The 24445-nt window shown below is 32.0% G+C and carries 10 protein-coding genes; 5 read left to right on the plus strand and 5 right to left on the minus strand.

Features of this window, described 5'->3' with window-relative positions:
- Positions 1–109: 109 nt before the first annotated feature.
- On the plus strand, positions 110–1750 hold the full coding sequence (locus EI427_RS18625) for a C45 family autoproteolytic acyltransferase/hydolase (RefSeq protein ID WP_126617583.1): 1641 nt from the start codon (positions 110–112) through the stop codon (positions 1748–1750).
- A 108-nt stretch (positions 1751–1858) separates the two neighbouring features.
- Here the strand turns inward: EI427_RS18625 and EI427_RS18630 are convergent, their stop codons facing one another.
- The 5 genes from EI427_RS18630 to EI427_RS18650 form a co-directional block, all read right to left on the minus strand.
- The gene (locus EI427_RS18630; protein WP_126617585.1) at positions 1859–2674 is read right to left on the minus strand and encodes an energy transducer TonB; all 816 of its coding nucleotides are present in this window, start codon (positions 2672–2674) and stop codon (positions 1859–1861) included.
- Between the two features lie 225 nt (positions 2675–2899).
- Positions 2900–3952 carry a type IX secretion system membrane protein PorP/SprF gene (locus EI427_RS18635; RefSeq protein ID WP_126617587.1) on the minus strand — a complete coding sequence of 351 codons (1053 nt, stop codon included), beginning with the start codon at positions 3950–3952 and terminating at the stop codon, positions 2900–2902.
- An 11-nt stretch (positions 3953–3963) separates the two neighbouring features.
- Positions 3964–5202: a hypothetical protein gene (locus EI427_RS18640; RefSeq protein ID WP_126617589.1), complete on the minus strand. Its 1239-nt coding sequence runs from the start codon at positions 5200–5202 to the stop codon at positions 3964–3966.
- Between the two features lie 103 nt (positions 5203–5305).
- Positions 5306–6127 (minus strand): CPBP family intramembrane glutamic endopeptidase, encoded by an 822-nt coding sequence (locus tag EI427_RS18645; protein ID WP_126617591.1) that lies wholly within the window; start codon positions 6125–6127, stop codon positions 5306–5308.
- Between the two features lie 146 nt (positions 6128–6273).
- A complete protein-coding gene (locus EI427_RS18650) occupies positions 6274–11988 on the minus strand; it encodes a T9SS type A sorting domain-containing protein (protein ID WP_126617594.1) in 5715 nt (1904 codons plus the stop codon).
- Positions 11989–12411: 423 nt separating this feature from the next.
- Between EI427_RS18650 and EI427_RS18655 the strand changes: the two genes are divergently transcribed.
- From EI427_RS18655 to EI427_RS18670, 4 genes are all read left to right on the plus strand, one after another.
- Positions 12412–13332: a tail fiber protein gene (locus tag EI427_RS18655; protein ID WP_126617596.1), complete on the plus strand. Its 921-nt coding sequence runs from the start codon at positions 12412–12414 to the stop codon at positions 13330–13332.
- Positions 13333–13382: 50 nt separating this feature from the next.
- Positions 13383–14300: a tail fiber protein gene (locus EI427_RS18660; RefSeq protein ID WP_126617598.1), complete on the plus strand. Its 918-nt coding sequence runs from the start codon at positions 13383–13385 to the stop codon at positions 14298–14300.
- 72 nt (positions 14301–14372) lie between these two features.
- Positions 14373–23315 (plus strand): LamG-like jellyroll fold domain-containing protein, encoded by an 8943-nt coding sequence (locus tag EI427_RS18665; protein ID WP_126617600.1) that lies wholly within the window; start codon positions 14373–14375, stop codon positions 23313–23315.
- A gap of 184 nt (positions 23316–23499) precedes the next feature.
- Positions 23500–24423, plus strand: a complete 924-nt coding sequence (locus EI427_RS18670) for a tail fiber protein (protein ID WP_126617602.1) — start codon at positions 23500–23502, stop codon at positions 24421–24423.
- Positions 24424–24445: the final 22 nt, after the last annotated feature.

The raw sequence follows: 24445 nt of genomic DNA on the forward strand, positions 1-24445 counted from the left end.
CTGTACGGTGATCGTGCTTTTTGATGAATTATTGCATTAAGAAATACTACCAAAATTTGTATATTTAGTTAATGCATTACTTTCTAAACCCAAAATACTTTTTTACTTCATGAGAAAACTAGGCATAGCACTCTCTCTATTAATTTTAATCCTTTTTGTATGGGTAGAATCTTGGATAAATATTCCACATCCAGAAATTACTGATACATCTATCACAACATTAAAAGTTGATACTTTAAGTAGTACACGTTTTGTACTAAAAAATAATTTCATTAATAAAAAGAAGGAGGGAATTTGGGAGCTTTACACAGAAGGTACTCCTTTTGAGATTGGTTATAGTACAGGAAAACTAAGTCAGGATATTTTACAAAAGCAAGAACGTATCTTTATTGAAAAAATATCTGAAAAGTCACCGAGTAAAAGCGTTAGTGTAATTAGAGTTTTAAATGCACTTTATAACCGCCATCTTGATAATAGAATTTTACCAGAATACTGTAAAGAAATGTATGGTATTTCTTTAAATGCTTCTGCTAAATATAACGATTTTGGAACGCCTTATCAGAGAATATTAAACTACCATGGTATTTATGATATTGAACATTCTTTTGAAGATGTTGAGGTAAAAGGAAATACAGCCTTTGCCATAAAAGGTAAAAAAACGTTAGACAATGATGTTCTTGTAGGTAGAAATTTTGATTTCTCTCTAGGTAAAGAATTTGATCAACAAAAAATAATACACTTTGTAAAACCACAAGAAGGTTTTAAATATGCCTCTGTTAGTTGGGGCGGTTTTATTGGAGCAGTTTCGGGCATGAACGAAACAGGTTTAACAGTGAGCATTAATGCTGTTGAATCTAAATTTCCACTTGCTGCAACAATGCCTATGTCGTTAATAGCAAGAGAAATTTTACAATATGCACTTACCGTAGACGAAGCTTATAATATTGCTTTTACTAAAGAAGCCTATATTTCTGAATCTATATTGGTTTCTTCTGCATTCGATACTACTGCCATTCTCATAGAAAAAACACCCACTGGTATTGATTCTTTACATATGAGAACCGATGAACTGATTGTTACAAATCACCTTCAAACACCATCTTTACTCCCTGCCAAAATTTATAACGAAGAAAATGCTACACAATATAGAGCAATTAGATTAACCGAATTATTGGCTGAAAGACAACATTTATCTGTAATTGATATTGCTCGAATTTTAAGAGACACAAAAGGAATAGAAAATCAGGATATTGGGTACGGAAATCAGAAGTCAATAAATACTTTAAATCTACATCATTCTGTAATATTTAAACCTTTAAGTAAAGAGATGTGGGTGGCTGCACATCATTCTCAATTAGACGAATACATTTGTTATAATTTAGACTCTGTTTTTCAGGGTACAGAAAATTATCCCCCTCCAATTTCTTTATCTATTACCAATAAACACATTCCTAAAGATGAGTTTATGGAAACAACCGATTTTAAAAACTTTACAGCCTTTAAAGCACTTGCTAAAAAATATAAGAATTGGAATTATGATTTAGAGAAACTTACTGATGATGAGATACAAGAATTTATAGGTCTAAATCCAGCAGCATACGAAAGTTATGAGATAATTGGTGATTATTATGCTAAGAATAATAATTGGAAAACAGCCTCTGAGTATTATCAAACGGCTTTGAGTAAAGAGGTAGCTACACTAAAAAGAAAAAAGGAATTACAAGAAAAACTATCGGTTACTGTAAAATAAAAATGCATCAACATTATTAAAAATATTGATGCATTTACGATTACGGATTAGTAAGAAAAAACGGATAATAGTTCCTTACTTATTTATTCATACAGAATCGGTTAATATTTAGTTCAATTGAAAAGAAATTGGGATAACCATTTGCATCCTAACAGCTCTACCTCTTTGTTGAGCAGGTTTCCAATCTGGCGATGATTTGAGGACTCTTACAGCCTCTTCATCGCAACCACCACCAATTCCTCTTACTACTTTTACATTAGAGAGTTTACCGTCAAGTTCTATTATAAACTGAACAAAAACTTTTCCTTCAACGCCCATTCGTTTTGCTTGGGCAGGGTACTTTATTCGTCTACCTAACCATTTATAGAACTTACCCATTCCACCTTTAAAAGAAGCATTTTGCTCAGCAATAGTTACAAACTCAGTGATAACTTCTTCATCTGGTTCATTAAAATTTTCTACAGGATCTTCAATTTCTGTTTCTGAAGTGAAATCTTCAGGAATATCTATTATAATATCAGTGACATCTTTAGGGTCATCAACTTCAATAATAGTTATAACTTTAGGTATTGGCTTTACCTTTGGTAAAACAGGCTCTGGAATCACAAAAGACGAATCAAAAAGAGTTTCATCTATAAGGTTTTGTGCTTCCCAATCGTCTAAAATTACAGATCTAGGGGTAGGATATTCAAAAGCAGCTAATAGCGTAACCATAGCAATAGATAAACCAACCATTCTAAAAAAGCTAGTGTATTTATCTAAGTTTACGCTGTCGTACTTTTTTTGCAAATCATTCCTAAGATGCGTAGGAGTAGCCTCCCGTTTTTTAATGATGTACCTGAAGAGTTGAACAAGTACAATGAGGAGTGTCACGAAGAAGAAGAGTATACCTTCGGGACCAATTAGTTTTAAAATATCAATCATAGTACATTAAATTTTAGGCATACTTGCGTAGTACCGTCTATGTGAACAGATTATTTTAAAAGAAGAGGCCTCTTCGGTAATTTTAATGTACAATTATTTCTTTTTGATGATCAGTGATTTAACCAACTTAACAAGGTGTTGTCGTTTATTTACATTGATTAACACCATAAGAGGTGAAATGTAAAAAGTTATGTAAAATGATTTAACACTAATTGCCTGTTTTTCTTATAAAGTTGGAAGAGATGTTAAGTGTTTTAGTTGTTTCTTAAATTTGTCATTTGATAATTTGGCCGATAAAGTAAACTCTACTGTAGGGTAAATCAGTGAGTTATTTGAAATACTTGGATAATAAACCAACTTTAGACCAACAATATTCTTTGCTTTTTCTATTCTACCTCTTCTCGATAAAGTAGCTTTTTCTCCTATAGGAATATCAACTGAAGAAGTTATAAAATATCTATTGTCTATTACATTCTCCGAAAAATTAGGAATCCACCCTCCACCTAAACTTATTATTTCTATTTTTCCTTCTACAGATAAATAAGCCTGCTGACTATTGTTCTCCCAGAAATAACCGGCGGTAGATATAAGACCTAAAGAAGAGATTGGATTGTGTAGAATATATTGTCCTAAAAACTCTATCCTAGGTTGTAATTGATTAAATAAACTTACTTCGTTCTCCGACGATACAAAATTTTGCAAGTGCTTAGCAGATACGCTTACTAAAAAATGCTCGTGTGTAAAAAAACTAATACCTGCTCCAATATCAAAAGTTGCCTCTTGTCTATTTGATAAACTATAAGAAGGGGAGTTGCCATTAATAGAAGAATTTGGGTTAAGCTGACTATAGTACGTACCAAAATCATCGTCAATACTATATTGTAAATACCCTAACGATAAACCAAAAGAGAAGGCTCTTTCTTTATTTCTAAATAACATTGAAATAGGAATAGACAATGCTTGTTGTTTTAAATTACCTTCTGTGGTATTATCTGCTTGACTAAAAGGGTAAGTGATTTGATTATAATTAATACCAATTCCTAAACCATTTCTTTTTTCCTTCTGAATACCTAAATCTCCACCTACATTAATATAGCTAAGACCACCTTTAATGGTTGCGTAACGAAAAGCTACATTCCCTTTATTAAAAGATGATCCTGCTAGGGCAGGGTTCTGAGATGATGGTAACCATAATGGAGTAGCAGAAATAATATCTTGTGCTTTAATTATTGTTACTTGTAGTAGTAAAAAGTAGGTGAGTAGTAAAAATGTTTTCATGTGTTAGTTATTTATGGTGTCACAATAAAAGTTGCTTGAATGGCTTCCTTTAAATTGTCTTCGTATTCAATAGTTAAAAGAACTGTATATAAAGAGGACGTTAGTGTTTCATTATCACCAAAAATAAATTCTGGATCTTCAGATTCAAATACCAATTGGTTTGAAGAAGAATAGATTTGTACCGTACAGTATCTAATTTCTATATTATCTCGTACCAATAATCTAAACTGATTATCTCCGTTAGAATTTGATGTTAACGTAACTGCTGTTGGTAATTTTACTCTTGGAAAGTACGGAACTTCAATATTATCAAGAGTAGCACTATTAGATGGACAAGAAATATCTGAAGAAGATGCATCTAATGCTTTTAAAATCACTTTGTATATTTTGAAAGGATTTACTGCTCCCTTTTCAAGGTTTGAAGTAGTAAATGTATAAGTGATATCTTCGTTATTATAACCTTCTATGGTATCTAGTAATTTATCATTTTCATAGATTTCCCAAAGCTGAACATCACTATTTATAGAATTTGATGAGAATGTTACCTCCCCATATAGCGTCTGTGAAACAGTATAGTTTGGATCAATAACAGCTTTTAGCATAGGAGGTACGACTTGGAGTTCTTCATCTTCTATTAAAAAGGAGTTTGTGCATGAAAAATCTCTAGTAGATTCTACAAAAATTTGAATATTAAGAGAATCTTCTTCCAATCTATCTAACTGAAGGTTTTCTAAAATTCCATTATTGTTTTCGTCCAATACTAATTCTTGCTCTCTATAAAATTTATTATCTATATAAATTCTTACTACTTCTTTAGTTACGCTATCTCCTTGAGTTTTAAAATTGATAGTTACATTGGTACAAGAATAAACAAGGTCTTTATTTGGATCGAAAAGTACTTCTCTATTTATTTTACCAAATACGTCTATAGTAAGTGTATTTGATGTTATGAGATTATTATCACCTTCCATAAAAACAGTTAAAGTATACAGCTGTTCTTTTAAATTGGCTTTATCAACAGTTATTGTTAACCGTGTGGATATAGGGCTAATAACATCTACTTGTGCTAAAGTACCAAAATCTTCTAATCCTTCTATACTAAAAAAAGACTCTTCTTGCTCATGATTCAGAAATAGAAATACTTCTGATGGAGCATTATCTATACAAAATGCATCTGCACTAGAAACTATATCAAATGCAGCGGTTGATAAACTTATAGTAAGTAAAAAAAATAGTAATAGAAATCGCATAATTGAATTAGCATAAAGTCATAAAAATCATAGTGATTTTGAAAAGTACAAAAGTTAATCCACTTCTATAATCTATGCTTTATTAAACGACCTAAACTTGAACTCAATTGCTTTTATATTCAACAACCTCTTTAGTACTATTTGTTTTTAAGAACCATAAGAAGAAAGGAATACCTAAAAGAACACCCGCTAAACCTTCTCCGTTTATAAGGGTAATATTTCCTTCAAAAATACCAGTCTGATTAAAATAAACACTCCCTAGAAGAATAGGGTTAAAGTAGTTCCATACATAATGAAAAATGATAGGAGGAACAATGCTATCTGATTTAAAATAGGCATAAGCAAACGGCATAGAAAATATAAATACAGCACATAATTGTAATAACATTAATACAAATGGATATTCTACATTCGTTAAAAATGCAAGTTGCAATACTATAGGTGCATGCCATAATGCCCAAATAATACCAACCCCAATAGCTGCAAAGTTTTTTCCATGTGCAGCAGCTGCTGTTTTTAATAAGAAACCTCTCCAACCATATTCTTCACCAAATACTAATAGTAAGCCAATAAAAACATTAGCAATACTAGGAAGCACCGTTAACTCTATCAGTTTATCTTTATTTAATGTTGATAAGCCTAACGTATATGTTACAAGACAAATGACACCAATAAATAAGATTGGATAAAGTACCGAAAATGCTAGTGCTTTTAAATTTACTTTATGAAATACTGGTGCTAATACTTTTTTAAATGATTTAAATCGAATTGAGTTTAATAGCAAACCAACAATGGCTGGTACAAACATTACCAATGATACTAAGTTGATATTCTCTCCTTCAAAAAAAATAAAGAAAGTAAATACATAAGAAATTATTAAAGTAAGAATGGTAAAAACAGAGGCATATTTTAAGTCAGTATTCATAGAGTAACACGTTGATTGATAGAGATTATTTTGATCTTATATAAGTATAGATAAATGAACTTGTTTAATGGACACAAAAAAATGGAGTTTAGTAAAAAAACCAAACTCCATTCTTCAATATCATAATTTACAAATAGAATCTTTAACTATTTAAGTGCCATTTTATAATTACTAATTTTATTATTTTGGTTTACTGATATAATATATAAACCTCTTTTTAATGAATGATGTACTGAACTATTTGGCACTATATCTTTTAAAGAAAGTACATGGCTTCCATCTAATGTATAAATTTCTACTTGTTCAATTTTTGATGATGTATTAAAATGAATCTGACTTAAAGAAGTACCTAATTTTAATGCTTTAATATCATCTTCAAGACTTAGAACAGAATGCTCTTCAAATATTAAATAGAAACGGTCTTCATATTGTCCTGCGGTTAAATTTATATGCACTTCACCATCTTCTAAATTGTATTCTTTACCCGTTTCTTTATCAAGTAACAACATTGGAATATCCTCCATGTTGTCCCAGTTTGGTACAGAAAATTTATGTACACCACCATGAGCAGTAATTAAACCTACAGGTATTTCTTTAGATTGAATATCAAAATCATCTAAGACATTAATAACATATTTCTCTTCTGTTGATGCAATACCTGTGTATAAAGAAAAGCCAGGATTACCCATAAACTTCTTTACATCAAATTGAGCATCATACTCATTAGATGCATCTTCTTTAAATGCAACTAGTACCTGATTAAAATATCCATCTTCGTGTGCTACATTCAACCACATTCTAGCAAAATCGGCTGCATTTTTCACTCTAAAAAACTGTTGGTTGTTCGATGAACGCATAGAGTTGGTAAACGATATATTACCTGTAGATTTTGCTTCTACATAAAATCCCTGCCCAACAGCAATTTCCCCATTTGGTAAATCTGCAGATCCACCAGATACTCCACCAATACCAGGTTTAAATGTTGCATAATCTGAAGAAATCAAATTAGAACCATTTGTAGTATTCTGATCCCAGAAATAAACTGCTGATTGAATTAAGTTGCTTCCTTTGGCTCCATTCTCATCAATAAATCTATCTACTCTAATTGGAGATATATATGGATTACCTAATAAATTAAAACCTGTATGTGCTCCCTTTTTAACAGCTACCGTTACATCTTTATTATTCGGAATTCCTGATAACTTTTTAAGACTAACATTAGTAGCTGTATATCCTTGCCCAGGTACCATTGCTCCATTATGAGCAATCCATCCTTTATTTAATTCGGTATAACTATGTGTTTGAGGAATGGTTGGATCATAAGTATAAATATTTTCTCCAAAAGATTGATGCGAATTAAATGGACTCGAAAAGTAATTATACACCGTTTCTACACCTGTACCTTTTACAGTGTATTCTACAACACCTGTACCTTGGTATTCTGAATTTTCGGTTTGGAGTAAAAATCCACCGTTTTCAATGGTAATCACACCATTATTCACTAAATCATTATTTACAGTTATACTAGCATCTTTCTTTACACTAATCTTACTATTGCTACCCAAGTTTACAGAGTTGACAATAATATCATTCGTAATAGTATAAGTAACATTCGGATCAATTACTACATTTGTTTTAGTAGTAGGTTCTCCGTTAGACCATGTAGAACCATCAAAAACACTTTGGTTCGGATCATTAAATTCAATTTGGTATGCACTTGGCAAAATAGCTAAATCAATAGTACTTGCAGGTAAATTAGCAAAAGCAGCATCTAAGAAGGTCCATCCAAAAGTTACCGTACTTTGTGAACTAGATGCATTACCCGTAAAGAATATTTTTACTTGCGTAGTACTATTTTTCACTACATTTAATGTTAAGCCATTTGGTACATTATTCGCCACAACTAAACCTTGGTCTACTAGGTTAACACCCATTTTTCCTAAAATAACATCACCTCCTGTAAGGTCCATTATTAACTCTCCTTCAACTACACCATTATTATTACTGTTCTCTTTAAACTGAGAATAACTCACTACAACAAAATCACTGTCTGTAATTGGTGTATCATTAAAGTTAAGTTCAATAGGATAATCTGTATTGGTTAATCCCAAGAATGCCGAAACATCTGTAGAAACAAATGCCTCCTCTGTAAATGTGATTAGTATATCATTTGCATCATCTACATTATTATGGTTTGTAGCATTCCCTGTAAAGGTTAACGTACAATTATTATCATCTACTTTTGTTATTATTGCTGTTAAACCATCTGGTACATTTTGGATTGAATAGGTGTAAATAGGACTTCCATTTGTTCCGTTAAATGTGTCGCCAACAAGTGTAACTGTTTTACTCCCTACCAAAGAACCATCATCAATATTGTTCTCTGTAAATATATTTGCATCCCAAACTAAATAAGGGGCAGAATCTCTAAAATTAATGTTGATATCTTTCTGAAGATTAAAGAAATGAGCATTTGTTCCGTCTACAAACAATTGATCTAAAAGCTGAATAGATACTGTAACATCGTCGTTATCTTCATGATCTACAGCGTTGCCGGTAAAATAAACAATGATGTTTTCTGAATCAGTTAATTCTATATGCGCTGTTAAGCCATTAGGTGTTCCAGTAATTTGTGCAAGACTAGCAGATAGTAAATCTATATTCCCTGTTACAAATTGAATATCTCCTTGTATTGATAAAAATAGAGAATCAGTAATAGAACCATCAAAACTGAATGACTCATTTAAATAATCTTTTGAATAATTTACACCTGGAGTATCATAAAAATTAAACTGAATTCCTTGATGTGAAATGTTTTCAAAAGAAGTAAGGTCTTCATCTGTAAAAATGGTTTTCTTCAGGATAATAGCTCCATTATAAGTAGTATTTGTGTAATCATTCTCTGTAGCTTTTCCTGTAAAAGATAATTCTATAATTTGATCTGATACTTTTACAATTTCTGTTGATAACCCTGTAGGAATGTTAGCAACATTTATATATTCTGAAAGTGTATCACCAATTGCTCCAATAAAAGTCTTTCTATTACTGACTTGAACCAGTTGTTTTGATTTAATATTTCCTAGATATGTTGATGTATCTTCTTCAAAAATCATATCACCCCAATACACTCCATATTTCTCAGAATAATTGATTTTGGAGGTAAATGTATAGTTCTCTATGGTTGTAATTTCAAGATTATTGATTGCTCCTAAACCATTATCATTAAAAGTAATAATTAAGTCTTCAACATCATCATTATCAAAATGATTAGCTGTTGAACCATTAATTGATAATCTTAATTGAGTTGCTGTAATTCTTGATAATTCTACATCATAACCATCAGGAAGGTTATCAACATCAATATTATTTGTTGATATACTGTCAGAGAAAGTTGCATTGTATAATGATACAACAATTGCATTTTCAATTGTACCTTCATCATCCATATCCTCGGTAAATACTTTTTTGCTATAGGTTAACGTAGGGGTTACTGGCGCTTCTACAAAATTTAATTCAAAATTATTTATGGTTTGATTTACTAATGTTGGAAAAACAGTTGATGTAAAGGCTGAGTTCTGAACGCTGATTACTACATTACTAACGTCATCAATTTCTTTTTTATGAGAAGTTGCACTGTATAAAAACGATAGCTCTAAACTTGTATCAGATAATCGAATAACATTGCCTTCTAAACCTTCTGGTAGATTACTGAAAATAACTTTTGATAATGAAGTGAAATCTTCTCCATTATATCCATTAAACGTTTCGTCACCTAATAAATTAATAATTACACTTCCTTCAATAGAACCATCATTTCTTGGGTTTTCACTTAACGAATAATTGTCTAAAGTGATACCTTGAAATTCTTGAAATTTAAACTGAATATCTTGTGTATAACCTGCTACTAGCGTATTCTTAAAATCAACAAATGCACTATCTAAAAATGTGATTGTTGTTGTAATACTATCACTTGGAGCATGGGCATCTGCAGTACCGCTAACTGTCATTATTAGTAACTTATTGTGTGTTCTTGTAAAGGTTGCAGTTAAACCTGTTGGTAGATTATTTACTTCTATAAGATTAGCTACACTGTCTATAAATTTATCATGTACTAAATTGAAATGAACTTGCATGTTACCAAAACCACCATCATAAGGTTCTCTTTCTGTAAAAGAAGTAGCATTACCTGCTAATGAAGTAGTTAATGCTATTTCTGGATTATATCCATCATGAAAAAGAATAGAAAGCGTTGATATTGTAGAGAAGTTAATCTCACTTGCAGGTATTTCTCCAAACGCACTGTCTTTAAAAGAATAACCAAAGTTTTTTGTTTGGTCTGAATGATCTGTAGCAGTTCCACTCAAAGAGAAAATTACATTTGTAGAAGATGTTTTTAATGCTTTTAAAATTAATCCATCTGGAATATTTATTGGTGTAATATAATTTAAGGCTACAAGATCATTTCCTACAAGTCCTGATAAAGTATCGCCACCTGTTAATGATAATTCAAGAGAACCTACTATTGTACCATTGTTAATTACATTCTCTTTAAAATTACCTTGTTGTACTACAATAAAATCACTATCCGTAAATAACGGTGGATCATCGGTCATAAAGCTAATACCACTCGCTTCTAAATAAACTGCATAATCTATAACGTCGGCATTCAATATTTCAAATGCATTGTCTTGGAATGTCCAACCAAAGGTAACATCATCTTCTATGGTATGGTTTACCGCATTTCCTGTAAGAGTAATTGTAACTTTATAATCTGAATTTTTAATAACAGAAAGAGTTAGACCTTGGGGAACATTATTAGGAACTACATAGCCAAGAGTTACTAAATCTGCTTCTATAGCACCATTTAACTTATCACCACCAGTTAAATTTAACACCATACTACCACTTACACTTCCATCATTGGATTCGTTTTCTACATAGGGTAATCTTGAAGTTATTATGAAATCACTATCTTCAATTAGGTTTACTTCAATTGTACTAAAATCAATTTCTATGTATTCTTCAGAAACAGCAAAGTCTACCACATTATTAGAAACATTCAAGAATGCACTATCTTCAAAAATCCACCCACAATTTATATCATTTACATCTTCATGATTATCAGCATTTCCTAATAATGATATTGATACTTCTGTAAGACTATTTCTAATTACTGAAAGGGTTAAACCTTCTGGAATATTTACGGGTTTTACAAAGCCTGTTTCTACTAAATCCTGACCAATAATTCCTGCTAAAGTATCACCACCAACTAAATTTAAAACAAGGATACCTTCCACTGCACCATCGTCTGCAGAGGTTTCTATAAATTGAGTTGAATTTATTACTTCAAAATCACTATCTGTAATAGGTGGGGCATTTCTAAAGTTTACACTATACACTTTAGATGTACCTGAATAATTACTTGCATTACCATTTTGGAACGCATCATCAAGAAGCGTTAATTTTAAATTATATATATCTAAATTATCTGTGTGGTAATTTGCTGTATCAACTAATGTTATTTGTAATCTTGTAGCCGAAATAGGAACAACTTCCAAGCGTAAACCTTTTGGTAGGTTTTCTACTTCAGCATAACCTAATTTTATATAATCATCTCTAATACCATCTAAATCATAGATGCTTCCATCATTTTCATCTAATAATGGCGAGAAAGTAATAGAACCTGTTGCATTCGCAAAAACAGAGTATGGAAAAGTTCCATCAAAATTATCTGATTCAGAAAATGTGTTACCGTCCCATTCTATACCATCTTGTTCTACTTCTGTATTTGACGCAATAGTATAATTAGGTAGTGTAGTAATGAGGGAAAGCGTTAATAATATTAGGAATAACCTTTTCATAACAGTTAGTAATCTTTGGTGATTAATAGAAGAGTAAATTATTTACTGACTATTTAATTAAGCATATAACACTATGTATTAAACAATGAAATAGGATATCATTCCATAAAATAAGAAGTGGTCAAATTAATTTTCATGATATAAATGGGTTATTTTTGGGGTTGTTATTAAAGAATCTTTCGAGTTTCTTTTGGTCTTTTCTAGAGAATAATTAGTTACAATTATCTCCTATAATTACACAGACTACTTTATAATAGTTCATTATTTAATTAAATCAATCATTTTTTTATAGTAGTACTTGTATACAATCAAGAATAGATTTCAGAAAAATTATATATAAACAGTTATGTGGGAATTATTTTACATTTATTTACGTTATTGTATTTGTAAACCCAAGAATAGTCTTTAACCCAATTAACGACCATGAAAATATTAAGCCTAAAGATTGTTTCATTATTCTTTTTCTGTTTTCTAATTATTACTTCTTTTAGTCTAGCTCAAAATGGTTTTGTTGTGCAAGGTGTAGCGAGAAATAATGGACATGCAGCACTTGGAGATCGATTGATTTCTTTTACGTTTCAAGTAAAAAGTAACGACGGATCTACCACATATTACAGTGAAACAAAATCTATCCGTACGGATACTTACGGTGTTTTTTCTCATATTGTTGGACAAGGTGATAATCAATCCGGCAATTTAAAAAATGCTCCTTATACACTTGGTAATCTAAAATTAATTGTCTCTTTAGATGATAATGGTAACCAACAAATCATATCAGATAAACCCATGAATTATGTGCCTTATGCATACAGAGCAGCCAATGGTTTGCCTGCAGGGTCAATAATTCCATTTGTTGGAAGTTCTGCTCCAAATGGCTGGATGATGTGTGATGGAAGTTCAATTCCATCCGGTACAACATTAAAAGATGTTTTGGGAATGAACAATGCACCCGATTTAAGAGGTATGTTTGTAAGGGGAGCAGGTACTAACGAAACTTTTACAAATACAAATAGTGAATATCCTCAAGGTCCTGCCTTAAATGATGTTGAAAAAGATAAAATTGGTCCACACAACCATTCAGATAATATTGCTGTAGCAGTAGATAATGGAGGTTCTCACTCCCATAGTTATGAAAGAATTGAAGGATCGAGCGAATATGGCATATTAAACTATATTGCAGGTTTAGGTGCTGAAATAAGTACTGAAAGTACAAACACTTCATCTGCAGGAGATCATGAACATACAGCATCTGTTTCAGGTTCAATTAATAACGTGAATGGTACTGGTACCGGAAATGAAGTTCGACCAGTAAGTTATGGTGTAGCTTACATCATTAAATTATAATTAGCATAGCAGAAGCTATCAGAAAAAATAACCCATCAAAATATTCATTTATGCTACTTAAGACTCATTATCGCTCAATAATATTAATAGCATTACTATTTCTTAATAGTAACCTATTTGCACAAAGCGGTGGCTTTGTTGTACAAGGGCTAGCTCGAAATTCATTACATGCTGCTATTCCTAACAAAGTATTAGACTTTAAATTTACAATAGTTAGTAACAATAAATCGTCGACTTACTTTTCTGAAACAAAACAATTAGTTACAAATTCACAAGGTGTTTTCCATCATGAAATAGGCACTGGAACAGTGACTACAGGTTCTATACAGACTGTACCCTACAAAGATGCTAATTTAAAATTGATCATTTCTATGGTCGTAAACTCTACTGAAAACGTAATTTCAGAACAAATAATAAATTATGTTCCTTATGCCTTTTCAGCACTAAACGGAGCACCTTCTGGATCCATAGTTCCATTTACAGGTACAGACGTTCCATTAGGTTGGATGTTATGTGATGGGAGTTCAGTTCCAACAGGTACGTATTTAAAAGACATGATTGGAATGGCTAATGCACCAGATTTAAGAGGTATGTATCTTAGAGGTACAGGTACAAATACTACACACCAAAATAGTAACAATGAATTTGTTTCTGGTCCTGGATTAAATTCCTATGAAAAAGATCAATTAGGTGACCATGGGCATGATAACGATTTTAGTGTAGACATTGCAAGTAATGGTAGCCACAATCATAGCTACAGTAAATTTAGAGAAGGTGGTTCAGGTAATATCGGTCGCCATGGAGGTGGTCTAGTAAAAAGACAAAATATAAGTAGATCAACAGGATCTTCAGGAGATCATAATCACTCTACAACTATAAGTGGTAGTGTTGGTGTTGCAACTGGAGATGGCGTTGATGAAGAGACACAACCTGTAAGTTATGGTGTAAATTACATCATTAAGCTTTAATTCGATTTTGGTTAAACCTAATAACTAAAAGTATTACACATTTTGATGTAATATTTTATTCAGCTTAATATTATGAAAAAAATACTCTTGCTATTGGTGTTTCTGACATCAACAATGCTCGGGGTTGCGTCTTCATCCGTTAATAATTCTACAAAAGATATTAACAAAGAAGGTGAAACTCCGAAGAACGAAATAAATACTACTACAGAAGAAATAGATAATCAAACAATATTAGATAAAATTTACTCTTTCATATTTTCTTCTAAGTCTTTAACGTATAATACTACAACGTTTCATGAAGATGACTCTAATAACGGTACAATTAAAAATAAAATAATTGTAACCATTAGTGGTGCTTCTTTTCATGGTAAAAAAGGTACTGACTTAGGTGATAAAGATGCTGTTGTGGTAAGAAATTTACCAACTGGATATACTCCATATATTGTCGTTGAATCTCCAACTCAAGCATCAATAACATTAAATGGTATTGCTAGTACACACAGAAGCCAAGATGATGTAGGACAAATAGAAGTAGAATTTTATAGTCATGCATTTTTAGATGCAACAGTATCAGAAGTATCTAATACTTTTATAAGTAATATTACTGTAGATTATATTGATGGGTTTTCTAGTGGTAATTTTGATACTGATAATATAGAAATTGAGACTCCAAGAATTAATATAGTTACAGGATTTAATGGTACACTTAATTACCAAATGGATGATGATGGAAACTACCTTAACTTAAATGTTGGTAGTGCTTTATCTCCTGTTACTACAGTTACTAATTACGAAGTTTTTAGAGACAACGATACAAATTTATCAGATAGTGAGGTTGTTCTAGAGGGTAATTTAATTATCGGTTTTCCTTGGGAGATTTTTTACAATGCTCCAACGTTCACTAGAAATACTTTCGAAATTTCTAAAGGTTATTATAGTGACGAAACTAGAATAGATTGGCAAGTAAATAACAACTCCGATCTTATTACAACTTTTAAAGTTTACAGAAGAGAATTCGATCCTGCCATTTCAGATTTATATACAAATTATGAATTACTGGTAACCTTAGATAATCAAACATACACCTATTCAGATTTTGATGTAGAAGGTGGTCTTTTATTCGAATATAAAATTGATGTGGAAGGTTTAGGAGAGTTAGATATAGAATACACAACTTATATTACTGGAGTTGGCTTTAGAAATCCAACGGCAACAATTTCTGGTAATATTGCCTTTGAAGGAGGAAACCCAGTAGAAAACGTAGTTGTTAGGGCAGAACCTCAAGGGGCTGAATTAAAATTAAAATCTTTTACACTTGAAGTAGAAGGCGATGGATATGTAGAATCTGTTATTGAAACAGATAACCTACCAAATGAATATACAGTTCAATCATGGTTTAAATTTAACGGAAACTCAGAAGGAGAAGCTTTTAAAGTATTTAATGGCTCTTCTTTTTATGATTTAGATTATGAGAAAACAGATGATGAATTAATATTTATTCTTCATTCTCCATCAATTTCTGATGAAATTACATATAGACTTGCTGGTTATTTGCCTTCTGGTGAAGCAAATGGTGCAGGTGAAGATGTAGTAGAAACATACACTGATATTCTTGACAGATTTAATCATCTGTCTTTAGTTTTAACTCCAGAAGAACTACCTAAACTATATTTTAATGGTAGATTAATGGATTCTAATTTTGCAGAAGATAATGTTCCTAAAGACCTTGCTTATTTGGTAGAAGTATCTATGAATACTGATAACGATAGCACCAAATTTGTACCGCTTACTGGCGAAGATGCTTATTTTAGAGTAGGCGATGGTTTTGTCGGTTATATAGATGATGTAAGAGTTTGGAGTAGAGCATTAGATGCTGATGAAGTAAAGAAAAATTACAGAAGATATTTAAGTGGTGCTGAAAATGCTCTTGAGATTTATTTAAGAATAGACGAAGGAACGGGTGCATATGCTTATGATTTATCTAAAAGTGGTTTTGATTTTAACAAAAGGCACTCCTTTTTATTAAATACAATATGGTCTCAGGAAGCACCAACTACAAGTCAGTTAGGTATTTTTGGAGTAACAAACATGTATGGTAATTATGTAATTTCTTCTGTTCCTTATTCTGGCAATGGTGGTACTTATTCTATTACACCAATGTTTGGAGTACATGAATTTGACCCTATTAAACAAGTAGTTTTTGTAGGTAAAGGCTCTGAAGTTGTAAACCAATTAGACTTTTTAGATATATCTTCATTCCTTTTTAGAGGTATTGCATATTATGATGTTAGAGGATTATTTGAACCTTTAAGAAAAGTAGAAGATGTTACTCAAATAGAAGATGCGGGGTATAACCAATATTTAGTAACAATTGATGGTACAAAAATAATGTACAATCAAGGGCATTACTTTAAAGATGAAGAAGAAGACCTATACGAATACCCTAAAGTATTTTTAGATGGTGCTAATATCTTTGTTGATGGTAACATCATGCTAGATGCAAATAAAGAACCTTTAGTTACAGGTAAAGATGGTTTCTTTGAACTTCAAGTTCCAATTGGTAATCACTTTATCGAAGTTAGAAAAGCAAATCATACGCTTGTTCATGGTGGTAGATTCCCTGCCGAAGGTTACTATGAGTTTTTCGAAAACTTAGAAGCTCCTAAACCATTTGTAGATACTACTAGAGTTAATATTGTAGGTAGAGTAGTAGGTGGGCAAGTTGAAGCAGAAAAACCAATCGGTTTTGGTTATAACGGTACCCAAGAATATACTTACAATTACACAGAAGACTCTTCTGAAGTTGTAGGCGTATCTTCTATTAGTAATATTGGTACAGCACGTATCACTTTTGATTACCTTCCTTATGGAGCAGACCCTGCCACTGGATTTTTGTCTACAAGTATTTTTACAAATTCAGAAACAGGAGAATATAGAACTCAATTATTACCAATAAATTATATTATAAATCAGATAACAGGTGTTGTAATAGAAAGCAATACCGACATTCAATTATTGTCTGGTAACGAAGAAGTCGATTTCTCTTTCATTACAGAAGAATTTACTTCTGTTTTTGAAGACCCAAATGGTTCTGGATTAGAATCTGATCCTTATCATTTTGTTCAAAACTTTATCTACAGATCAACACCTGTTTTAAATGTTGAAGGACAAACTTATAATTATTTAATTGCTGCAGAAGGTGATACATCTATTAAGTATCCAGTTTATGAACAATTATATGATTATAAAGTTGATCTGATTTCTTATGAGGAATACGAAAACAAGGAAATTAACCAGAAATTTACTGTTCCAATTACTGATGGTGAATACATTATTAATAATAATTTAGCAGACGATACAGCAGAAAACCTAGTTAAAAGTGAAGAGGAGCCGAATAAAGCTACTTACTACTTTAAAGCTGGTTTACCTTTAATGACTGCTCCATTTACCAAAAGTATGAGCATTAATCTTCGTATTAAAGGCGTTGATTATCCTGCTGAAAATTTCTTAGCAGAAGGTTTTATTATTGGTGGTGAAGCAGATGGTTCTCAATTATTTGTTACAAAAGCACCAGATTTCCCAGATATTATTCTTAGAGATCCACCGGGATCAGGAAGTTCGGCAACAATTGAGGCAGGTACAGAAGTTACAATCACATCAGAGTTAAATACACTTACAAATGTATCTACTTCTTATACCAATACATTCCATCAAGGTGTAACTGTTACAACTGGTGGTGGTAAACTAGGACCAGAAGTAGAAGCAGACGTTTCTAACGATGTCGAAAATGGAATATCTGTTTCATACGGTTCTGATTATGGAGAAAATCAAACAAAATCATATTCATTCTCTCAAAGTATTTCTACTAGTGATAGCGAAGGTTTTGTAGGTTCAGATGGCGATTTATATATCGGTAATTCTAAAAACCTAGAGTACGGTACTTTTAAAAGATTAGTGATTACAGACACAGCTGTTTCTGGAATTGATAATGCTACTTTCTTTAAGTTTAATGATGACGATACTATTGATACAGTATATGTAAATCAGCAAAAAGCATTGTTCTTTAACGAGTCTCCAACTTCTACTTTCTTTGTTTATTCTCAAAAGCATATTGTTAATACGTTGCTTCCTGAATATGAGAGCTTTATTCTTGCTTTAGACAACGGAACTTTAGATCCTGAAGATGAAGGTGTTCTTACTAAAGATGAATATGAAAAACAGATTAGGTTATGGCAAAAAATTATTCAAGATAACGAAAGAACAAAATATAGAGCATTTAATGATCAGGAAAATTACAAAGCAGAAATTATTGCAAATATCACTGCTCAATTAAATAATGATGGTCTAGCCGCATTAATTAATAGTAAGTTTTCAGATAATATTTCTATTGATTATGGTGTTGGCGGATTAGAAAGAACAATTAGTACTTTCTCTGCTGTAAATACATCGTATTCTTATGATGTCAATTTAGATGCTTCTTATGCACAAACTGTTGGTGCTGTAGTAAACGGTACAGGTTTTCAGCACACAATGGGCGTAGAGTTCAATCAATCATTTGCTAAAAGTGATGGAAAAGAAGAAGCTAAATCTTTAGATATTTCTTATTCTATTGTTGATAATGATGATGATAATTATTTAAGTATAGACGTTGTAAACCCATTTGATGGTAATGGACCTATTTTCCGTACTGTTGGTGGTAGAACTTCTTGTCCGCACGAAGGGGAAGTACTTTCTTTATACTTTGATAAAGATAACGACGATGATATTACTGTAATTGGTGCAGGGGGTTCTCCATTATCAATTGCAACGCAAGCCATCGAAGTTCCTGTTATTACAGCCAATATTACTGATATTACAAATATCCCTGAAGACGATATGGCGGTAATTGAATTAACGCTACTCAATAACACGAATGCTGATCTTAATAATAATGTGAGTTTCATGCTTTACATCGACAATACATCAAATCCTTATAATATTAAATCTAATATTCCACAAGGAGGTGTTGAAGTTGAAGTTCCACATGATCAAACAGTGACTTATACGGTTTTCTTAGAAAAATCTAAACCTGATGTTTACGATTATGAAGACCTAAGTATTGTTTTAGAGTCTATCTGTATGGGGTCTGATTTACAAGAAACAGTTGAAGTATCTGTACATTATGTGCCTTCTTGTACAAGAATAGAAGTTCAAAGACCTTTAGAAAATTGGGTAATGAATGCTACTACTGCATTCAACGATGATGGTTCTACTAATCCATTACCAATCGTTTTAGGCGATTACTCTAGAACATACGATAGCTTTGAAAAAGTAAGATTAGAATACAGAAAATCTACTTCTCCTACTTGGACAAGATTATATACTTATTACAATAATGCGCAATCTTATGCTGATGCTGTAGCTGCACAAGAACAAAAAATAGATATGATCACTGACGATAATATCACTTTTTCTTGGGACATAGGCGCAACCGGTTTAAGTGACGGTGATTATGAAATAAGAGCCATTTCTTATTGTGATAATGGCACTGAATATATTTCTAATGTTGTTGCAGGTAAAGTCGATTTAAACATTCCTGTTGCCTTTGGAACACCATCGCCAGGTGATGGTATATTATCGGCAGGGGAAGACCTTACTTTAAAATACAGCGAGAATATTTTATACAACTCTGCAATAAGTAATATTGAGATTGTTGGCCAAACCAATGATCAAGAAATTGCACACGGTACTTCGGTATATTTTGAAGGAAGTAATAACACTGCAACTTTTGAAAAACCTTCAATAAGTGATCAGAACTTTACAATTGAGTTTTGGATGAGAAACCTTTCTACAGAAGCTAATTCTATTATTTTCAAACAGGAAAATGGAATGGAAGCAACGCTTTCTGGAAATACACTTACTTGGACTGTTGAAGGAAGTTCTACTTACTCTGTTTCTAGTCCTATTCTAGACGATGACTTATTCCATCATTATGTATTTGTATACGATGGAACAGATTCTGGAACTTTGAGAATGTATCAAGATGATCAAGAGTTAGGATTTACAAACACAGGTGCTTTTGCTATTCCTAATAGAAATAATTTAGTTTTTGGTGGTTCTACTTTCAAAGGAAATATTCTTGAATTAAGAATTTGGTCAAAAGCATTATCTCTTTCTGAAGCATATGGTCAAATGTATCAATCTTTACTTGGATCTGAACAAAATCTACAAGGCTACTGGCCAATGGATGAGGGAAGAGAAAACGTTGTAAACGATAAAGCAAGAAACAAGCACGGCATAATGAATGCGGAATGGGATATTCGTCCGAAAGGAACTGCTTATAATTTTGAAAACAACGATTACTTAATGCTTGACAATGTAAATTTTGTACAACTCTCAAGTCAGATGGATGTAACATTATCATTCTGGGTTAAAATGGATCAGTCGCAAGAGGCTACTATTTTCTCTAACGGTAAAGGTGATGGAACAGATGTAATTGAGGCCAATGGCAAAGCCAACAAATGGTCGGTAGATGTACATACAAACGGTAAAATTTACCTTAATAATGAAGGAGTAGAATACGAGTTAACCAATGATATTGTAGATGGAGAATGGCATCATGTAGCAATTGTTTTAAATAGACTTGGTGCTATGAAAACATATGTTGATGCTGATTTAACTACCTCAAATATTGCAAATGACATTACAGGTTTATCTGGTAATAAATACTTTATTGGTGCAAGAGGTTTCAACAATGGAGGTCTTTATGAAATAGATCAGAAATTTGTAGGTAAAATAGATGAATTACGTTTATGGAATCTTGCTAGAACAAAAGAGCAGATCAGCAGAGATCGATACTTTGAAGTAGATTTTTCTACAACAGGTATTATGCTGTATGCTAGAATGAACGAGCCAGATCCTTTAGACAATTTAGCTCCTACCTATTATCATATGGATGCCAATAACATTGTTTCTACATCTACTAGTATAATGAATGCTGCAACGCCTGCTTTCGATGAAGATGCTCCGGCATTGAAACCGAAAAGAAACTTAGAGATGTTTGCCGTAAGTCATGTTATTAATGGAGATGAAATGATTATTAACCCGATCATTAGTAATTGGTCGGTATTAGAAGGACAGGTTATTGATATCACTGTTTCTAGATTATTTGATGAGAAAGGAAACAGACAGGAATCTCCAATTACTTGGACTGCATACATCCGTAAAAATCAAGTGGTATGGTCTGTAAAAGATGGTTTAGACTATGTTAATCTACAAAACTATGTAGGTATAAATCAATCTTTTGATATTACTGTAGAAAACTTTGGAGGAACACCTCAAGATTTCAATATTAAAAATGTTCCTACATGGTTAACGCTTAGCCAAACTTCTGGTCAACTCGATCCAGATAGTAGACGAATTATTACTGCAGAAGTAAATAATAATCTTTCTGTAGGAGAGTATACAACAGATTTATACTTAGACACAGAATACAATTACGACGAGAAAATAAAACTTGATTTAAGAGTTTTAGAAAACGAACCTGATTGGGCTGTCAATGAAAGTAATTACAGTTACAATATGAGTATTGTAGGTAAAATTAAAATTGATAATGTCTATGCAGAAGATACACACACCAAAATTGGTGCTTTTGTAGGAGAAGAGCCAAGAGGTGAAGCGCAATTAGTTTATGATAATAGTTTACAAGATTATTTCTTATATCTATCAATTAATTCTAATACAACTACCTCAGAACAAGTATCTTTTAAAATTTGGGATGCTGCAACCGGTAGAGTACTAGATGCTGAAATTGATGGTAGTGCCGAAGTTACATTTGTACAAGACCAAGTAATGGGTGATAATATTACTCCGAAGGTATTTACAAATACAAACGTGATGGAACAGTCGTTAGCATTAAACCAAGGTTGGACTTGGGTTTCTTTAGCAGTTAGCGATACCCGTTTTAATGATCTTGATGCCTTAACTTCTCAAATGCAATTAAGCAATGGTGATAGAATTGTTGCTCAGAATGAATTTGATGTTTACGATCAATCAATTGGGTGGTCGGGAAGTATTTCTTCTAATGCAGGAATGACAAATGTCAAAATGTATAAAATGAAATTAGCCGATGCCAATGATCTTGAACTTAGAGGTGATATGGTGGATAATAATAATTTTGAAGTTACTCTTGCAAATGGTTGGAACTGGCTTCCATATCCTGTATTAAATAATTCGAATGTAAACGATGCCTTGGCTTATTATGAAGCAAGTAATGGCGATTTAATCAAAGGGCAAGATAGATTTGCAATTTATGATGAGTTTAGTGGTTGGGTAGGTACTTTATCATTCTTAAAAAGAGGAGAAGGGTACATGTTGAAATCAAATGGTTCACCTCAACAATTTGCTTATCCTAAAGTATTCTCTAATGCCCGTCAGAAAGGAGAAAATGATAACAGCACAGATCAATTTGTAAATAACGCTTATGAATTTAATATGAGTACTATTGTTGAAGTACCTGACGGATATGATCAAGTATATGTATACAACAATAAGCACCACGATATTAGAGGTATAGGTAATGTTGTTGAAGTTGAAGGTAGAAATTTAGCATTCATTACTGTTTATGGTAATGCAGATGAAAACCTTACTTTTAGTTTAAAAGACAACTTACAATTTACAGATGCAGGAGAAGAATTTGTTTTTGAAGATGATGCCGTTTATGGAACGTTCATTACTCCAATTCAATTAGGAGAAGTGATTGCATCTAATGAAGATATTGATTTAAATCCTGGCTCTTTAAAAGTTTATCCTAATCCTTCTTCTTCTGAATTTAACTTATCATTCCAGTTAGATAAAGGACATGATTACCACCTTATCGTTTACTCAATGAATGGTAGAGTTGTTGAAAAACAAGATATTACTGGAGTTGTAGGTGCAAACATTATTACTATCGGAGAAACATACAATACAGGTGTTTATGTGGTAGAAATAATTACTAGTGATGGTACATTTACAGAAAGGATTATCAAAAAATAAATTGTATTGTTTAAAGAAATTCATTTAAGATTTAATTGAATGAATTCCTAAAATATATAATCTGAATTGTTTTAAGTATTTACATGTTATCTTGTATAGTACGTAACTACTTAAAACAATCACATTAATTATCAACATAGAAAACCCAAGACCTAAAATAATAACCCAATAAATTTTCTCATATATGTTACTTAAAACCCAATATCTCACTTTACTACTACTGATAACCTTAACCGTCTGTGGTGGTAATCTATTCGCTCAAGATTCTGGAGGATTAGTTATTCAAGGAATTGCAAGGAATTCGACAAACATTCCTATCCCTAATAAATTAGTCCATTTTAAATTTAGAGTGACAAATTCTGATAACTCAATCAATTATTATACAGAATCTGAAGCTATACTAACAGATGCTCAAGGAGTTTTTGCACATGTTATTGGGAACGGAAGTAATCAGACAGGAAGTTTAGCAAATATACCTTATGAGAAAGACGGGTTAATGCTAACAATTTCAATGCCGGTAGATGGATCTGAAAACATCATTTCACAACAAAAATTCAACTATGTCCCTTATGCATATTCTGCCCTAAATGGTGCTCCATCTGGAACAATCATTTCTTATGTTGGTAGTACTGCTCCTGATGGTTGGATGCTATGTGATGGTAGTAATGTACCTACTGGAACAGCTTTAAAAGACATTATTGGTCTAACAAAATCTCCCGATTTAAGAGGTATCTTTTTAAGAGGTACAGGAACAAGTACATCTTACAAAAATAGTAGTGACAGTTTTGTAAAAGGTCCATCTCTGAATGGTTATCAAAAAGATAAATTAAGAGATCATGGTCACGATAACGATATATCAGTCTCTCTTTCTAATGCAGGTTCTCATAACCATGATTATAACAGATTAGAAGATAACTCTGGTACAGATGTAACTGGATATGCTGCAGGGGTAAACAAAAGAGATAACTTTAGTAGAAGTACTGGTTCAGACGGATCACATAATCATACAGCAACATTATCTGGTACTATTAACGATGCAAATGGTGGAGCTGTTAGTACAGAAACAAGACCTATAAACTATGGTGTAACCTACATCATAAAATTATAAGAAATACGATAGCCCTGTTAAA

The organism is Flammeovirga pectinis (assembly GCF_003970675.1).
Classification (GTDB): Bacteria; Bacteroidota; Bacteroidia; order Cytophagales; family Flammeovirgaceae; genus Flammeovirga; species Flammeovirga pectinis.

Bases quoted from the DNA above. Each gene is read 5' to 3' on its own strand.
- EI427_RS18645 (WP_126617591.1), bottom strand. From the start codon at position 6,127: ATGAATACTGACTTAAAATATGCCTCTGTTTTTACCATTCTTACTTTA.
- EI427_RS18665 (WP_126617600.1), top strand. From the start codon at position 14,373: ATGAAAAAAATACTCTTGCTATTGGTGTTTCTGACATCAACAATGCTC.
- EI427_RS18670 (WP_126617602.1), top strand. From the start codon at position 23,500: ATGTTACTTAAAACCCAATATCTCACTTTACTACTACTGATAACCTTA.
- EI427_RS18655 (WP_126617596.1), top strand. From the start codon at position 12,412: ATGAAAATATTAAGCCTAAAGATTGTTTCATTATTCTTTTTCTGTTTT.
- EI427_RS18660 (WP_126617598.1), top strand. From the start codon at position 13,383: ATGCTACTTAAGACTCATTATCGCTCAATAATATTAATAGCATTACTA.
- EI427_RS18640 (WP_126617589.1), bottom strand. From the start codon at position 5,202: ATGCGATTTCTATTACTATTTTTTTTACTTACTATAAGTTTATCAACC.
- EI427_RS18635 (WP_126617587.1), bottom strand. From the start codon at position 3,952: ATGAAAACATTTTTACTACTCACCTACTTTTTACTACTACAAGTAACA.
- EI427_RS18650 (WP_126617594.1), bottom strand. From the start codon at position 11,988: ATGAAAAGGTTATTCCTAATATTATTAACGCTTTCCCTCATTACTACA.
- EI427_RS18625 (WP_126617583.1), top strand. From the start codon at position 110: ATGAGAAAACTAGGCATAGCACTCTCTCTATTAATTTTAATCCTTTTT.
- EI427_RS18630 (WP_126617585.1), bottom strand. From the start codon at position 2,674: ATGATTGATATTTTAAAACTAATTGGTCCCGAAGGTATACTCTTCTTC.